Source organism: Paraburkholderia polaris, assembly GCF_012927345.1.
GTDB lineage: Bacteria > Pseudomonadota > Gammaproteobacteria > Burkholderiales > Burkholderiaceae > Paraburkholderia > Paraburkholderia polaris.
The window spans coordinates 115044-129951 of sequence record NZ_JABBGJ010000021.1 but is presented as its reverse complement, the minus strand read 5'-3'; the positions used below and the strand labels follow the sequence as shown (position 1 = coordinate 129951).

Here is a 14908-nt window from a genome sequence, read left to right as displayed (position 1 = left end):
CGAGCGATGTTCACTGCCTTCGACTACGCTGTAATGGCGGTGATCGGTTTGTCGGCCTTGCGCGGCACATGGCGCGGCTTTTTGTCTGAGATATTCGGGCTGATCGGCTGGATCGCGGCGTTTTTCATTGCTTGCCACTTTGTCGGTTATGTTGTGCCGTTTATCCCTGCCACGTGGCCGGGCGGCGCGCTGACCCAGTGGCTCCTGGCGTTCGCGCTGGTGGTGATCGGCGTGGTGCTGGTGGCAAGCGTACTGAACGCGTTGCTAAGCCGCCTTGTGCAGGCAACCGGCTTGAGCGGCGTGGACCGCTCGCTCGGTTTGATGTTCGGCCTCGTACGCGGGGTCATTCTGGTGCTGATTCTGGTCGCCCTTGCAGGCTTGACCGAACTGCCCCAACAGGAATTCTGGCGCAACGCCTTGCTTCGACCCTATGCGGTTGAGGGCGTGCACGTAATGAAACCGCTGCTTCCCGAGACGCTCGCTGCCTACGTCCGCGTGTGACGATCAGGTGAACGGTTAAAGGAACGCAGCAGGACTCCGGCGCAATCCGGTTGCCTCTACGTAGTCGCGTACCCTCGCGCAGCATTGCAGGCACCGGCCGCCGTTACGAATTTCGTACCTTTGAAGGACATGCCATGTGCGGCATCGTAGGCGTAGTTTCCCACTCTCCGGTCAATCAGCTGATCTATGACAGCCTGCTGCTGCTGCAGCACCGCGGTCAGGACGCCGCCGGCATCGCGACAGCGAACGGCAGCAACTTCCACATGCACAAGGCTAACGGCATGGTGCGCGACGTGTTCCGCACGCGCAACATGCGTAGCCTGCCCGGCACCACCGGTATCGGCCAGGTCCGTTACCCGACCGCCGGTTCTGCATCGAGCGAAGAAGAAGCCCAGCCGTTCTACGTGAACGCGCCGTTCGGCATCATCCTCGCGCACAACGGCAATCTGACCAACTGGCAGCAGCTGAAAGATGAGATGTTCCGCATCGATCGCCGCCATATCAACACCAACTCCGACACCGAAGTGATGCTCAACGTGCTCGCGCACGAATTGCAGCTGTCCAGTTCGAGCCTGCAACTCGATCCGGCCGCGCTGTTCAAGGCGGTGTCGGGCGTGCATCGGCGGGTGCGGGGTTCGTACGCAATCGTGTCGCTGATTGCCGGCTACGGTTTGCTCGGTTTTCGCGACCCGTTCGGCATTCGCCCGCTGTGCCTCGGCAAGCAGGAAACGCCCGAAGGCGTCGAGTGGATCCTGGCGTCGGAATCCGTCGCGATTGAAGGTATCGGTTTCGAATTTGTGCGCGACATTGCGCCGGGCGAAGCCATTTTCATCGACCTCGAAGGCAATTTGCACTCGCAGCAATGCGCGACGAATCCGAGCCTGAACCCGTGTATTTTCGAACTCGTGTACCTCGCGCGTCCGGACTCGGTGCTCGACGGCGTGCCGGTCTACAACGTGCGTCTGCGCATGGGCGACTACCTCGCCGAGAAGATCAAGCGCGAATTGCCCGACGTCCCAATCGACGTCGTGATGCCGATTCCCGATTCGTCCCGTCCGGCCGCGATGCAAGTTGCGAAGAAACTGGGCGTTGAGTATCGCGAAGGCTTCTTCAAGAACCGTTATGTCGGCCGCACCTTCATCATGCCGGGCCAGGCGATGCGCAAGAAGTCCGTGCGCCAGAAGCTGAACGCAATGGGCATCGAGTTCAAGGGCAAGAACGTGCTGATCGTCGACGATTCGATCGTGCGCGGCACCACCTCGCACGAAATCGTGCAGATGGCACGCGATGCCGGCGCGAACAAGGTGATCTTCGCTTCGGCGGCGCCGCCGGTGAAGTACCCGAACGTCTACGGTATCGATATGCCCACGCGCGGTGAACTCGTCGCACATGGCCGCACGGACGATGAAGTCGCGCGCATGATCGGCGCGGACTATCTCGTTTATCAGGACGTCGACGCCCTGAAGCAGGCCGTGCGCGATATCAACCCGGCGCTGAAGGAATTCGAAGCCTCCTGCTTCGACGGCAACTACGTGACGGGCGATGTGACCACCGAGTACCTCGACCGCATTGAAACCGCGCGTCTCGCACCGTCCTCGCAATCGGACCGCGACGCCGCGAGCGAAGCGGCCGACGGCGGCCCGGCGCGTTCGCAGTTGCATCTGCAGTTGTCGGTGGGTTGATGAGCAACCCCGCGACCGGCGTGGCCCGCTGCACGCCACGCCGCGAGCGTGTTAGCATGATGGCTTGCGTCGATTTGATCTCAGCTTGCGGACGCGGGGCAACCCAAAACAGCTAAAGCGAATGGTGGAAAAGCCGCAGTCATCCGCCTCCGCTCCAGCTTTCCCCCGCACATGAAGCCCGCTTATGCCGACGCAAAAGCGGGCTTTTTTGTTGCTGCCGTTTGGCGTGATGCGCTCCTTTCCCGTGAGCCGTTGACGTTGAACCCAGCCATGGAACATTGGAAACCAGAACTAACATGGACGACTCCCTGAACTTCGATACGCTGGCAGTCCGCTCGGGCACAGTGCGCAGCGACTTCAACGAACATTCGGAAGCGATTTTCCTGACCTCGAGCTTCGTCTTCGCGAGTGCCGCGGACGCCGCCGAAAAATTCAAGAATTCCGAAGACAACTACACCTACTCGCGCTTCACGAACCCGACTGTCTCGATGTTCCAGGACCGTCTGGCCGCGCTCGAAGGCGGCGAAGCGTGCATGGCCACGGCTTCGGGGATGGCCGCGATCATGTCGGTGGTGATGTCGACATTGCAGGCCGGCGACCATCTGGTCAGCTCGCAGGCGCTGTTCGGTTCGACGCTCGGCATGTTCTCGCAGATCTTCAGCAAGTTCGGCATCACGACGACCTTCGTCGATCCGACCGATCTGGACGCATGGAAAAACGCCGTGCGCCCGGAGACTAAGATGTTCTTCCTCGAAACGCCTTCGAATCCGCTGACCGAAGTCGCCGATATCGCAGCGATCAGCAAGATCGCGAAGGCGGCCAATGCGATATTCGTGGTCGACAATTGCTTCTGTAGCCCGGCGTTGCAACAGCCGCTGAAGCTCGGCGCGGACGTCGTGATGCATTCGGCCACCAAGTTCCTCGACGGCCAGGGCCGCGTGCTCGGCGGCGCGCTGGTCGGCTCGAAGCAGTTCATCATGGAAAAGGTGTTCCCGTTCGTGCGTAGTGCCGGGCCGACGCTGTCCGCGTTCAATGCGTGGGTGCTGCTCAAGGGCATGGAAACGCTGTCGCTGCGTGTCGAAAAACAGTCGGCGAATGCCCTCGAAATCGCGCGCTGGCTGGAAACGCATCCGGCGGTGAACCGCGTGTTCTATCCGGGGCTCGAATCGCATCCGCAGCACGCGCTGGCCATGCGTCAGCAAAAGGCGGGCGGCGCGATCCTGTCGTTTGAGCTGAAGGGCGATACGCCTGAGCAGATGCGCGCGAATGCCTGGCGCGTGATCGACAGCACGAAGATCTGCTCGATCACCGGCAACCTCGGCGATACGCGTACCACCATCACGCATCCGGCTACGACCACGCACGGTCGCGTGACGCCGGAGGCGCGTGCGGCGGCGGGTATCAGCGAAGGCTTGATCCGTTTGGCCGTGGGTCTGGAAAACGCCGGCGATATCCGCGGCGATCTGGAGCGCGGTCTGGCGGATTAAACCGTAGAGAGGTGGCGGCCGGTCCGAGGACCACGCCGCCGCCCGACCGCTTATTCCGCTGGCAGCGAGCGCGGGCGGCGCATCGTGACAAGCACGATGAGTAGCGCTAGTACGAAGAACGCCGCAGACGTGGCAGCCGAAACCGACAGAGCATGGGTGAGTTCGGTTTTGGCCTTCAGTTCCAAAGTCGAACCGGTGGACCCACGTGCTAAAGCGGCACGGCCAAGCGTCAGATCGACAACGAAGACGACAACCGCCGTCCCCATCGCACCGCCGATATAGTGCGTCGCGTTGATCAAACCGGAAGCTGCACCGGCATCGCGCGGTGCCACGCCGGCGATGCCGGCCGTTGTAAGCGGCACGAGCGCCGCGCCGGTGCCGATCCCCAACATCACGATGGGCAACGCCAGGTCGGCAAAAAACTCGGTGTCGGCACTGACCCTGCTCAGGCACACCATGCCGCTCGCTGCGATCAGCAGTCCTCCCGTCAGCAGACCTTTCCCGCCTAGCCGCGGCATAAGCCGTGGCACGCCAACCATCACCATCAGAAATTGCGTAACCGATAGCGGCAGGAAGGCGAGGCCCGCGCGGAACGCGCTGAACTTGAGAACCTCCTGCACATACTGGATCAGGAAAAAGAAGGTCCCCAGCATGCCGCCAATCAGCAGCATCCTGCCGGCATAGGCGCCTAAGCGTTGCGCGTTCACGAAGAGCGAGAGCGGTGTAATCGGTTGCCGAGCCCGCTTCTCGATGTGAACGAAGGCCGTGAGCAGTAGGCCCGCTGCGATGAGCGGCGCCACGACGCCCGGGTGTTCAGCACCGTCAGGCACACAACGTACGAGCCCGTACACCAGAAGGCTTGTGCCAAGGGTAATGGTCAACGCGCCCATGACGTCGAAGTGACCGCCGTTGCGCGGCGCTTCAGGCAGGCATCGCGGCCCGAGCATCAGCAAGAGTGCGCCGATGGGCACATTGATGAACAGTACCCAGCGCCATGAGCCGACATCGGTCAGTATGCCGCCGAGTACCAGCCCCGCTGCGCTACCGCCGCCGGATACCGCTGTGTAGAGGCTGATGGCACGCACACGCGCCACGCCTTCCGGAAAGAGCAACATGAGCAGCGCGAGCGCGGAAGGCGCGGCAAAGGCGGCGGCGATGCCTTGCAAGCCACGCGCGACGAGCAGCCCCTGGATGGATTGAGTCAGCCCGCCAGCAGACGACGCCAGGACAAACGCCGCACTGGCGGCCAGAAAGACGCGGCGGTGTCCCAGAATGTCGCCGGTGCGAGCGCCCAGCAGCATGAAACCGCCGAAAGTCAGCATATAGGCGTTCTGCACCCAGGACAGATCCGCACGCGCAAGCCCAAGGTCTGCCCGAAGTTTCGGCAGTGCCGCGTATGTCACGGTCCCGTCGAGGACCACCATCAACTGGCAGGCCAGGATGACGGCAAGGGCAAGCGGGCTTGTGGACAATCGATCACGCCCGCTCCCCAGGCACTCAGAGTCTCGGTAGCCTGTCATGGCGTCAGCTCTCAGGCAGCCTCGGGATCTTCGAGCTGCGCGATGTCCGACAACGAGAGGCCCATTTCGTCGCGGAGAAAACGAGGCATGGTCCAGTGCGGCAGCGCGCCTTCGTCGAACGGACCGAAGGATTCCCGATACAAGGGCAGCCAGCGCAGCGATTGCTCGATCAGTTGCTCACGGCTCGGCTCCTGCTGATAGGTCGCGTAAGGGCAGCTGCGGTGCTCGATAAAGAAGCCTCCGGGCAAACGTTCTTCACAGAGCGTCCGATATTCGCGTGTCTGGAGAATGAGGTAATGCCAGATTTCGTCGATCTGTTGCTCGACGGGCAGGAAAAGGCCACTCAGTCGATCCCGGTGCTTCGAGACCAGATAAAGATAGCGCAGGCATTCCGTGAGTTGTCGCTCCACGTAGTCCGACGACGACCCGGTGCATTTGATGAAATATAGGATTACTTCCGAATGGAGATCGTGGCCGAGCAATATCTTTGCATCGACGGCGGGAGCAGAAAGCGTGGAATGCATGCGTTTTCCTCGTTGCGGGGAATGGGTTGGAACTTGTTGGGGGGCCCTTAAGTTCTCGCGAGCCAGGCGTATTTACCCGACTTGCCGATGGCGATATGCGTGCGGTGCGAGAGCGCGCAATCCAGCCCCGTCGCTTCCTGAATGCGCCTTTGCAAATCAGCGGCTTCCTGCGGCAGGAGTGGGGCGCCATCGAACGTCGTGTAATGCAGGCCGGCTTGCCATTTCTCCTCCGGGCGCAACTGATAGACGAAGATATTGGGCGAAGCGGCGCTGATGAGATCGTCGAAATCGGCTTGCGAAACAATGCGCTGCGAAGCGCGCAGCATTTCCTTTTCGCGGCCGCAAAACCGGACGATTTTCTCGGGGTTCGCCGAGCCGTCGGCGGTCTGGACGCAATCGCCGGAACGGTAGCGGATCAGTGGCATGTACGGATTGCGCACGCTCGACACGATCAGGCTGTAGATGGAGTCGCTCGTGGCAAGCGGCACGAGTTCCAGGCTCATTTTGTCGAGGTACGGCGAGTAGCGTCCGTGCCGATCGTTGTAGTAGAGATAGCCGAGCTCGGTGCTGCCGAAGAGATCGATGAGCGGGCAACTGAAATTTTCCAGCAGGAACCGTCTGACGTTTGCCGGAGTGTACTCGTAAGCGTGGATGATGCTGGCGGGGTGGGAGAAGCGTTTTTCAAGTCCGTATAACGAGACCTTCATGACGAAATGCGCCAGGTGGTAGCTGGAACAATCCAGATGATAAAACCCATGGGGATGGAAATGCTGGGCAGCTTCGATGTCGTCAAGCATGCGCTCGATATCTGCGCGTTCCCAACATGCCGGATCGAGCTTCTGATTGAGATACGAAGTGCGCGCGTCGAGTCGCCGCATGGCAGGTGAGACCATTTCAGCCGTGCGTCTGCCATATTTGCGCGCGTTCACTCGCGCCACATGCTCGGTTGCCAGCACCGTAGTAAGCGATACACGCTGACACTGTTGCTGCCACGTGAACCGGATGTCGGGATGTTCGCTCCAAAGCTGGTAGTACGAGTTCAGTAGAAAGTAAGGAGGGCGGATGATCTGCATCCTTGCGTGATGAGTGCCGGTCGAAAGAACGAACTCGGCTTTGCCTGTCTCAAGCGCGGCGGCGAGGCGCGGCGTCATCCAGTTGTCAGGGAAGTCCAGCGCGATTGCTGGTTTTTCCAGAATAGGGAAAAATCTTTCCGCTATCGATTGTTGATAAATGGGGATATCTTTGACCTGCTCGATTACATCGGCTGTTGGCTGGTTTTTCATGCGCACTCCATAGCCTGGTTGCGATGTCGAGGGAAGCTGGTCCTTGCGCCTTGCAAGGACCAGCTTGATGAGCGCGCCAGGCGGGCATGTTTCGCCTTACCTGTCGCTCAACTTTGACGTAGGGCGATTAACTGATGCAGCCTGTCTTCGGAAGCGGCGTTGCTCTGGCGATCGAAATACAGCCTGCCTTCGCAGCGGAAATGCAACCTTCCTTGGTGCCCGATATGCAGCCGTCTGTTTCAGCTGAGTTGGCGGCGACCCACTTGTTCCATACGGAGTTCTGAGCAATTTGATGAGCTAACTTTTCCATCGAATACCTCCAGAGGCATAAAAAGTTGGGATGGAGTGCGTCATAAAACATCAAAAATATTACGCACCCCGTAGTTCTGTCTTTCGTTTCGAAGCTGAGTTCAATTTTTTTTTGTGACCTTCGACGATGCGATCGAGTCGTCGCACATCTGCGCGCGGACTCGACGTCTACGGTGAGATTGGGGCGTCGTTTGCCAAAGGCCTTGATGCAGAGGGCGGCCAGCGGGAGCAGAGAGGCTGAAGTGATGACTGACAGTCGCGAAGACACTTCGCGCTTTTGTTTGACGCGTGTGACGCAATGACGCATCTAATTCGTACTGCTTTGTATGCCGGATTTAACTATTGGTAACAGTGCGCGAGTCGAGGTTCAAGCGTGACTTCGATTCCGTGTCGCGCGCCATTGACCGGGCGCCAGCCCGAAACGCCGCGTGAATGCGTGTGTGTAAGCGCTCTGATCGCCGAAGCCGATTTCCAACGCGATATCGCTGAGCGATAGACGTGGATCGGACAGCAAGCCAAGAGACGTATCGAGCCGCAGACGCTGCAAATAGCGATGCGGTGTTTCACCGAAGGCGTCGATAAAAAGCTGATGAAAGCGCCGCATGCCGAAGCCGCAGTGTGCGGCAAGGTCGGCGATACGCAGCGACTCCGACAGATGCGCGCGCAGCCAGCGGTCGATGCGTGCGAAATCGAGACCAGGCGCTTGCGTCCCGGTCATTGTGCCGGTGTCCGCCACCAACGCAGCGCCTAATCGTGCGGCTGCGTCCCAATGAAATCGCCGCGCATCCAGATCGTCGGCTTGCGCGCCGCCTGTGGCGTGCGCCGCAATCCGATGCACGAGTTGCGTGAGCGAGACATCCACTGTCACGGCCCGCGCGCGGTCGAACAGACGTTCCGGCACGGCCAGCGAGGTGGCAGGCAGATCCAGCACCAATTGCCGGTTCTCGCCGATGCCGGCGTACTCGTGCCGCGCCCCGGCCGGGATGAGCCAAGCGGAGCGGGCGTCGATCTGATGTGCGACGCCGTCCACCGCCATCACCATCGCGCCGTCGAGTCCGAGCACGACCTGGTGAAAGTCATGCACGTCCGACGCTTCGATCGCGCCGTAGCGGCGCAACGAAACGCTAGGTGCGGTGACGGCGGGGTGACTCATTGGCGAAGCCCGTTTACAAAATACAAAACAACGCAGGGAAAAACTTAGACGTCGAGCAGTTCCACTTCGAACACGAGCGTTGCATTCGGCGGAATCACGCCGCCTGCGCCACGCACGCCGTAGCCGAGTTGCGGCGGAATCGTCAGCTTGCGCGTGCCGCCCACCTTCATGCCTTGCACGCCTTCGTCCCAGCCCTTGATGACCATGCCGCCGCCCAGCACGAAAGCGAACGGGTCGTTGCGGTCTTTGCTCGAGTCGAACTTCTGGCCATCGGTCAGCCAGCCGGTGTAGTGCACGCTGACGGTTTTGCCGGCAACCGCTTCGGCGCCGGTGCCTTCAACGATGTCTTCGTACTTCAGGCCGGATTCAGTAGTCACAGTCGACATGTGTCGCTCCTCAGGTCAAATTATAAAAACCGATATTGTAGGCGTGTTGGCGGCGCATCGCCGAGGATTGCAGCGTGGCATGCGGTTTGCGTCCATGTTAGCCGTCCGGCCAGGCTGGTTGCGCCGGGCGGCATGCCTATAATGGGGCTTCGTTTAACATTCATGCACCGCCTGAGAGGGCTCGATCGTGACAACGTCTTCCACCGGGACCGCCGGCGCGCAGTCGGTTCCTTCCGGCTTCGCCGTATCCGAACGCACCGCACGTCTGCGCGCGGAGACCGCCCTGTTCATGCGCGACCACGTGCTGTCGCTCGTGTCGCATGACCTGCGTGGTCCGCTGAACGCCATCCATAGCTGGGCGTACGTGCTCGAGCGCAAGCTCGATGCAAACGACCCCAATTCGCAGCGCGCCGTCACCGGGATTCGTAACGGCGTGGATCAGCAGGTGAAGTTGCTGGAGACGATTGTCGACGCCACCCGCGCCGAGACCAAATCGCTGGCGCTTGCTTCGGCGCCGTTTTCGCTGCATCCGCTACTCGATGAAACCGTCGACGAAGTCCGCTCCGGCTTGGCGCGCGCGCGCGGCGTCGAGGTCATCGTCGAGTCGCAACTCGCAACCGAGCAGCTCAACGGCGACCGTGAGCGCCTGGCGGCCGCGCTGTGGCTGATGCTCACGTTTGCCGTCGAAGCGAGCACGGAGGGCGCCGCCGTCACGCTGGCCGCACGCGCGGACGCCACCAGGTGGTACGCCACCGTCACCTTCAATCAGAGTGCCGCTGCGCTGGACGATCCTTCGGTGCCGCATTTGCTGGAGGCTTTTGCCCTCAAACAGGCGCGCGAACCGCGCGAAGCCAAACGGATTGCGTGGGTGTTCGCGCTGTGCAAGCGCGTCGCTGAAGCGCACGGCGGTAGTTTCGAGCAAAGCGACGCACCTGAGAGCGAAATGGCAACTCTCGCGCTGCATGTGCCGCTGAGTGCGACGACGGCAACGTGAGCGGCAGGTGTCGGCACGCGTCCCTGTACGTGATTAACTTTCAGCTTGCTTTCGCCCTCTATACTGACAACTTTTGTTGCCGGAGCCCTTCGCTTTGATCCAGGTTGTCGCCCTTATTGGTGCGTTGTTTCTCGTTGCCCTCAACGGTTTTTTTGTCGCCGCCGAATTCGGTCTGGTAAAGCTGCGGCAGACGCGCGTGCAGAGTCTCGCGGCCAGGCATGGCATGCGCGGGCGTTTGCTGGCGAAGGTGCACGGTCGGCTCGACGCGTATCTGTCCGCCTGTCAGCTTGGCATTACGCTGGCGTCGCTCGGGCTCGGCTGGATCGGCGAGCCGGCGTTCGCGGCACTGCTCACGCCTGTCTTTAGCCTGCTTGGCGTGGAATCGGAGAAGCTGATTCACGGCATCTCGTTGTTCTTCGCGTTCTCGTGTATTTCGTTTCTGCATATCGTGGTGGGCGAACTGGCGCCGAAGTCGCTGGCGATTCGTGAAGCGGAGAAGGTTTCACTGTGGGCCGCCACGCCGCTGTACGGTTTCTACTGGGCGATGTATCCGGCGATCTGGGTGCTCAACTCGAGCGCCAACGCGGTCTTGAAGCTCGCGGGCCTCGACGCGGACCACGGCCACGATTCGCATTACTCGACCGACGAACTCAAGCTGATCCTGCGTGGCCGCCGCGCCAACGTCGCGACTGAGCTCGGTTCGCCGGATGGCGCCTATAGCCAGGACGAATGGAACACGATTGCGCATTCGCTGGATTTTTCGCGCATGACCGTCTCGGATCTGATGCGCCCGTCCTATGAAATGATCGGCCTGCGGCGTGATTTGCCGTTGCGCGAAAACATGCAGGTGGTGGCGCAGCACCGCTTCAGCCGCTATCCGTTGTTCGAAGACGCGTCCGGCGAGCGCGTGGCCGGCATGATCCATTTGAAGGATTTGCTGCTGGCGCGGCATGCGGGCAGCACGCTCGAGGACCTCTCCAAATATGCGCGGCCCGTGCAGTATGTAAAGCCAGACCTGCCGGCGCTCGAACTGTTTCGCCGCTTCCGCAAGGGCGCGCCGCATTTCGCGCTGGTTGGCCATAAGAACTCGAAGCCGATCGGCTTTCTGACGCTGGACAATCTGCTCGGCGCACTGGTTGGACAGATCCACGACGAATTCCGCCAGGGCGACGCCGACTGGACGCGCATGGACGACGGCACGTTGATGGGCAAGGGCAGCTTGCCGGTGGTGTCGTTGGAGCGCGCGCTCGGGATCGACATCGACGAAGGCAAGGCTGAATCGGTCGGCGGCCTCGTGATTCAGGCGCTCAACGATCTGCCTGCCGAAGGGCAGCGCATTGAGTTCGATCGCTTCGACGTGGTGGTCAAGAAGATGAAAGGGCCGCGGATTGTGCTCGTGCGCGTTTATCCGAAAATCTTCGACGATGAAGGCGGTTGAGTGGCCTAGTTGAGCGGCTTCTGTGCTGAGCCCATTCCAAGCCCGCTGAAACGTTGCTCGAGTAAAATCGTCGTCGATACCACCGGGGGCGACATGGGATATTTGCTGGTGCTGTGCGTCGGTTTGTTGGCTGGCACGTTGAGCGGCGTGATCGGCACGGGCTCTTCGATGATGCTGATGCCCGTTCTCGTGATGCTGTTCGGTCCGCAGCAGGCGGTGCCGATCATGGCGATCGCAGCGATCATGGGCAACTTCGGAAAGATCGTCGCGTGGTGGCGCGAGATTGACTGGCGGGCCTGCGGCGCTTATTGCGCGACTGCGGTTCCGGGGGCGGCGCTGGGCGTGCGGACGCTTCTTGCGTTGCCGCCACATGCGGTCGAACTGGCGTTGGGATTGTTCTTTGTGGCGATGGTGCCGACGCGGCGCTGGCTGGCGCGACGCGCGATCAAATTCACCTTGTGGCAGCTTTCGCTGATCGGCGGCGTGGTGGGTTTTCTCACCGGCATCGTCGTGTCTACCGGGCCGATCACGGTGCCCGTGTTTATGTCGTATGGGCTGGTTAAGGGCGCTTTTCTTGCGACCGAAGCGGCTGGATCATTGGCTGTCTACGGCACCAAAGTCGCGGTTTTCAATCATTTCGGTGCATTGCCATTGCATGTGGTGGTCGACGGTTTGATCACCGGCTCGGCACTCATGATCGGGTCCTTTTCCGCGCGGCTAATTGTGGTCCGGATGAGTCCTGCGGTTTTCAAACTGGTTGTTGATGGGTTGATGCTGTCGTCGGGGGTTTCGTTGCTATGGGCGGCAGGGCGGTAGGGTCTCCTCCGCGAGACGCATGAAGCCTCACCCCACCGACGCGTCAAACACCCGCCGGTAGTTGCCCCCAAGAATCGCCCCAACTTCGGCTTGCGAGAATCCAGCCAGCAACAGTGCGCTGGCCAGATCGGGCAACTGCTTGTAGCTCCTGAACACCGGGGGTGAAATAAACCCGAGCATGTCTGTCCCCAACCCGACGTGCTCCACGCCCACAACATCCGCCATGCGCTTGACGCCCTCGGCCATCGCGTGCAAATCCCGAAACGTCCCTGAGCTCGGCCAAACGCCAATCACGCCACCCGTGCCGGCGATTACCCGCGCATGGTCCGGCGTGATGAGGCGGCTTCGCGCACCCGGACGCGTGGCCAATGCCGAATGCGACAGCACCAACGGTTTGGTCGACGTATCTGCCGCGCGCTTCACCAGATCGTATGTGCCGTGTGCAACGTCGACCACGATCCCCAAGGCGTTGCAGCGCCGCACCACCTGTACGCCGGTATCCGTCAGGCCACTATGCACCGGCGGCTCGGTCTGGATATCGCCGAGTTCGTTCACGCGATAGTGCGTCAGTTGCAGATGCCGCAATTGATGCTTCGTGTACGCCTCATCGACACGGTCCACCTGGCCTTCGAGAAAATCCGCGCCCTCGGCGGAGATAATCGCGCATGGTCCGAGCGGACCCAGGGCCGACAGCGACGCGGTGTCCGTCACTACCTGCAACTGCTCGCGTTCGATCAACTGACGCGCACGCTGGAACTCGACCTGGCCGAGCGCATAGAGCTCGCCGAGCTGTGGCTCGCGCCACGCTTCGAAACGCTTGCGGTTGTCCGCCACGCGCGTGACGGTCGTGTCAGTAACGATCGCGAGGCAGATGACGTTCATGCCGCCGGCGCGCATTGGCGCGGCTAGCGGGATGAACGGGCGGCGTGCGCCGATCGCCGGATCGCGCGACACGATCACGCGGCCGCCGTGGCTGTGCATGTCGATGGTGAGTGTGCCGGGAGGCGCTTGCCATCTCGGCGCGGTCTCGGGTTGCGCGGATTGTGCCGTTTGTGCCGTTTGTGCCGTTTGTGCCGTTTGTGCCGTTTCGTCGTGCGATTCGGTATAGCCGGCAAAGTGCCCGGGCGCACAAGCCGTCAACCCCAGCGCCGCGCCTGATGCCAGAAACGCGCGCCGGCTAAACCGACGCTGTGGCGCTTGTGGACCCTCGATCGGCAGTGCATCGACCAGGCGATACCGCCAACCCGCGGGATCGTCCAGCAGACGCAACAAGCGGCCGCGCAAAGCCAGCGCCTCTGCCTGTGGCGCAAGCGGCGCGGCCATCTGCACCTCGATCGACGTCAGCGGATTGCGCGGCACGCAACCCCCGCAGCACGGCTCGTCAGCGCTCAGCAAGAAGTAATCGACCGTGTCTGCCTGCGGGTCCAGCGGAATCATCCAGCCCGATATGTCGACAGTCGTGCCGTGCAAGGTGTCGGCACTCCCGCTTTGGATACTCGGCCAGTCGATCTGCATCGGTGTTCCTCTCGAGTACGGCTTATTTGCGGGCGGCTGTTTCCCGGCTCTTATCGGTAGTCAGCGCGCCGACCATGCTTTCAACGAGCTTCAACGCCTCGGCCTTCAGGGCGACGGGATCGTCTGCGCCATCGAGCAATTGCGCCGCTTCGCACACCATGCTGCCGATCAAGCGCGCGGCGAGGTACGCCTTGGCTTTTTCATGGCCGGTGGTCTGGTTCGTCAGCGCGCCGATCAACAGGCCGTAGACGTGCGCTTCTTCGATCTCGCGGCACCGTGCCGGGCCGAGCACGGCGGGCGCAGTTTCAATGACAAGTTGCCGATAGGCGGGTTCGGTGCAGACCTCCAGGAATTCGCGAATGCCTGCGCTCATCCGTTTTGCTTGTGGAGCAGCTTCAGCGGCGGATCGGACTTTAGATGCGGCGCCCGCCTGGAGAGACTCGACCAAGGCATCGAACAGTTCGGCCTTGTCAGCGAAGTGGTGATAGAAGGCGCCGCGGGTCACGCGTGCGCTGCGTGCGATGGCTTCGATCCCGACTTGCTGGTACCCCTGTGACGTGAATAGCTCGCCCGCAGCGGTGATGAGCGCCTGTCGGGTTGCGTCCGCATATTCCTCGCGACGGGATTTTGGGGTTGGACCTGCGCTCGGCATGAGGTTCGTTTTTATCCCTTGATTTTTCACATTCTGATTGTAGTATACATACACGGTGTATGTGAAAATCTCGTTGTATGTTGAATCAGCCTTTGGCTGCGGCCTGGATACACGGACAACAACACCGTAGGTAAGCAACCCATTCAGGAGCAAACCCACATGACGTCAGCAGAAAAATACCTTCCCCCGACGGCGGAGCAGTTAGCCAATGCGCGGATAGCAGTGCAACGCTTCGCCTCGGAGTGGCAACACCCCGTCGCCGATAACCTAGAAGATCTCATGCATGAGGACACACAAAACCTGATCCCACCCATGACTGAACCGGCCAACAGGGCAGGCGTCATCGAACACTTCCGTCAGGTCCTAACGCAACTCCCGGACTTGAAAGTAGACGTCCTTCAATGGGCGCCCACCGGTGACGCCGTCATGATCGAGTGGCAGGCCTCAGCCACCGTGGCCGGGCAGGCGCTCAACTGGCAGGGCGTGGACCGCTTCAACCTGCGCGGTGACCGGATGTACAAAGGGCAGGTGTATTGGGACACGCGGCGGGTGGCGGAACAGGTGGCCGAAGCAGTCAAACGCGCACAGCAAGGCGGCGCAGCGGGATGATGCATCGCCTTGAATGAGTGAATAAAAAAGGCGGTGAAA

General features: G+C 61.2%; 15 protein-coding genes. 7 read left to right on the top strand and 8 right to left on the bottom strand.

Annotated elements, in window-relative coordinates; genetic code table 11:
• Positions 1 to 6: 6 nt before the first annotated feature.
• The 3 genes from HHL24_RS20480 to HHL24_RS20470 all read left to right on the top strand — a co-directional run bounded on the left by HHL24_RS20480 (position 7) and on the right by HHL24_RS20470 (position 3670).
• On the top strand, positions 7 to 501 hold the full coding sequence (locus HHL24_RS20480) for a CvpA family protein (protein ID WP_169487239.1): 495 nt from the start codon (positions 7 to 9) through the stop codon (positions 499 to 501).
• 134 nt (positions 502 to 635) lie between these two features.
• A complete protein-coding gene (gene purF, locus HHL24_RS20475; RefSeq protein WP_074290132.1) occupies positions 636 to 2183 on the top strand; it encodes an amidophosphoribosyltransferase in 1548 nt (515 codons plus the stop codon).
• 296 nt (positions 2184 to 2479) lie between these two features.
• Positions 2480 to 3670: an O-succinylhomoserine sulfhydrylase gene (locus HHL24_RS20470; protein WP_169487238.1), complete on the top strand. Its 1191-nt coding sequence runs from the start codon at positions 2480 to 2482 to the stop codon at positions 3668 to 3670.
• A gap of 50 nt (positions 3671 to 3720) precedes the next feature.
• Here HHL24_RS20470 and HHL24_RS20465 read toward each other — a convergent pair whose 3' ends face one another.
• The 6 genes from HHL24_RS20465 to HHL24_RS20440 form a co-directional block, all read right to left on the bottom strand.
• On the bottom strand, positions 3721 to 5142 hold the full coding sequence (locus HHL24_RS20465; protein WP_169487237.1) for an MFS transporter: 1422 nt from the start codon (positions 5140 to 5142) through the stop codon (positions 3721 to 3723).
• A 59-nt stretch (positions 5143 to 5201) separates the two neighbouring features.
• A complete protein-coding gene (locus tag HHL24_RS20460; RefSeq protein WP_169487236.1) occupies positions 5202 to 5714 on the bottom strand; it encodes a glycine-rich domain-containing protein in 513 nt (170 codons plus the stop codon).
• A gap of 47 nt (positions 5715 to 5761) precedes the next feature.
• The gene (locus tag HHL24_RS20455; RefSeq protein WP_206002949.1) at positions 5762 to 7003 is read right to left on the bottom strand and encodes a hypothetical protein; all 1242 of its coding nucleotides are present in this window, start codon (positions 7001 to 7003) and stop codon (positions 5762 to 5764) included.
• Positions 7004 to 7124: 121 nt separating this feature from the next.
• Positions 7125 to 7307, bottom strand: coding sequence for a hypothetical protein (locus HHL24_RS20450; RefSeq protein ID WP_169487235.1), 183 nt, complete (start codon positions 7305 to 7307; stop codon positions 7125 to 7127).
• A gap of 366 nt (positions 7308 to 7673) precedes the next feature.
• Positions 7674 to 8459 carry an AraC family transcriptional regulator gene (locus HHL24_RS20445; protein ID WP_169487234.1) on the bottom strand — a complete coding sequence of 262 codons (786 nt, stop codon included), beginning with the start codon at positions 8457 to 8459 and terminating at the stop codon, positions 7674 to 7676.
• A 44-nt stretch (positions 8460 to 8503) separates the two neighbouring features.
• On the bottom strand, positions 8504 to 8845 hold the full coding sequence (locus HHL24_RS20440) for an FKBP-type peptidyl-prolyl cis-trans isomerase (protein ID WP_006047612.1): 342 nt from the start codon (positions 8843 to 8845) through the stop codon (positions 8504 to 8506).
• Between the two features lie 187 nt (positions 8846 to 9032).
• On the opposite strand from HHL24_RS20440, the gene HHL24_RS20435 reads away from it, so the two are divergent.
• The 3 genes from HHL24_RS20435 (at position 9033) to HHL24_RS20425 (ending at position 12093) form a co-directional block, all read left to right on the top strand.
• Complete coding sequence (locus HHL24_RS20435; protein ID WP_169487233.1) at positions 9033 to 9839, top strand: sensor histidine kinase; 807 nt, start codon at positions 9033 to 9035, stop codon at positions 9837 to 9839.
• A 94-nt stretch (positions 9840 to 9933) separates the two neighbouring features.
• A complete protein-coding gene (locus HHL24_RS20430; protein ID WP_169487232.1) occupies positions 9934 to 11277 on the top strand; it encodes a hemolysin family protein in 1344 nt (447 codons plus the stop codon).
• Positions 11278 to 11370: 93 nt separating this feature from the next.
• Positions 11371 to 12093: a sulfite exporter TauE/SafE family protein gene (locus HHL24_RS20425; RefSeq protein ID WP_169487231.1), complete on the top strand. Its 723-nt coding sequence runs from the start codon at positions 11371 to 11373 to the stop codon at positions 12091 to 12093.
• 27 nt (positions 12094 to 12120) lie between these two features.
• Here the strand turns inward: HHL24_RS20425 and HHL24_RS20420 are convergent, their stop codons facing one another.
• Both HHL24_RS20420 and HHL24_RS20415 read right to left on the bottom strand, forming a co-directional pair.
• The gene (locus tag HHL24_RS20420; protein ID WP_169487230.1) at positions 12121 to 13608 is read right to left on the bottom strand and encodes a dipeptidase; all 1488 of its coding nucleotides are present in this window, start codon (positions 13606 to 13608) and stop codon (positions 12121 to 12123) included.
• A gap of 22 nt (positions 13609 to 13630) precedes the next feature.
• A complete protein-coding gene (locus HHL24_RS20415; protein WP_169487229.1) occupies positions 13631 to 14314 on the bottom strand; it encodes a TetR/AcrR family transcriptional regulator in 684 nt (227 codons plus the stop codon).
• A gap of 105 nt (positions 14315 to 14419) precedes the next feature.
• Between HHL24_RS20415 and HHL24_RS20410 the strand changes: the two genes are divergently transcribed.
• Positions 14420 to 14869, top strand: a complete 450-nt coding sequence (locus tag HHL24_RS20410) for a nuclear transport factor 2 family protein (RefSeq protein WP_169487228.1) — start codon at positions 14420 to 14422, stop codon at positions 14867 to 14869.
• Positions 14870 to 14908: the final 39 nt, after the last annotated feature.

Bases quoted from the DNA above. Each gene is read 5' to 3' on its own strand.
- HHL24_RS20480 (WP_169487239.1), top strand. From the start codon at position 7: ATGTTCACTGCCTTCGACTACGCTGTAATGGCGGTGATCGGTTTGTCG.
- purF (WP_074290132.1), top strand. From the start codon at position 636: ATGTGCGGCATCGTAGGCGTAGTTTCCCACTCTCCGGTCAATCAGCTG.
- HHL24_RS20470 (WP_169487238.1), top strand. From the start codon at position 2,480: ATGGACGACTCCCTGAACTTCGATACGCTGGCAGTCCGCTCGGGCACA.
- HHL24_RS20460 (WP_169487236.1), bottom strand. From the start codon at position 5,714: ATGCATTCCACGCTTTCTGCTCCCGCCGTCGATGCAAAGATATTGCTC.
- HHL24_RS20450 (WP_169487235.1), bottom strand. From the start codon at position 7,307: ATGGAAAAGTTAGCTCATCAAATTGCTCAGAACTCCGTATGGAACAAG.
- HHL24_RS20445 (WP_169487234.1), bottom strand. From the start codon at position 8,459: ATGAGTCACCCCGCCGTCACCGCACCTAGCGTTTCGTTGCGCCGCTAC.
- HHL24_RS20440 (WP_006047612.1), bottom strand. From the start codon at position 8,845: ATGTCGACTGTGACTACTGAATCCGGCCTGAAGTACGAAGACATCGTT.
- HHL24_RS20425 (WP_169487231.1), top strand. From the start codon at position 11,371: ATGGGATATTTGCTGGTGCTGTGCGTCGGTTTGTTGGCTGGCACGTTG.
- HHL24_RS20420 (WP_169487230.1), bottom strand. From the start codon at position 13,608: ATGCAGATCGACTGGCCGAGTATCCAAAGCGGGAGTGCCGACACCTTG.
- HHL24_RS20410 (WP_169487228.1), top strand. From the start codon at position 14,420: ATGACGTCAGCAGAAAAATACCTTCCCCCGACGGCGGAGCAGTTAGCC.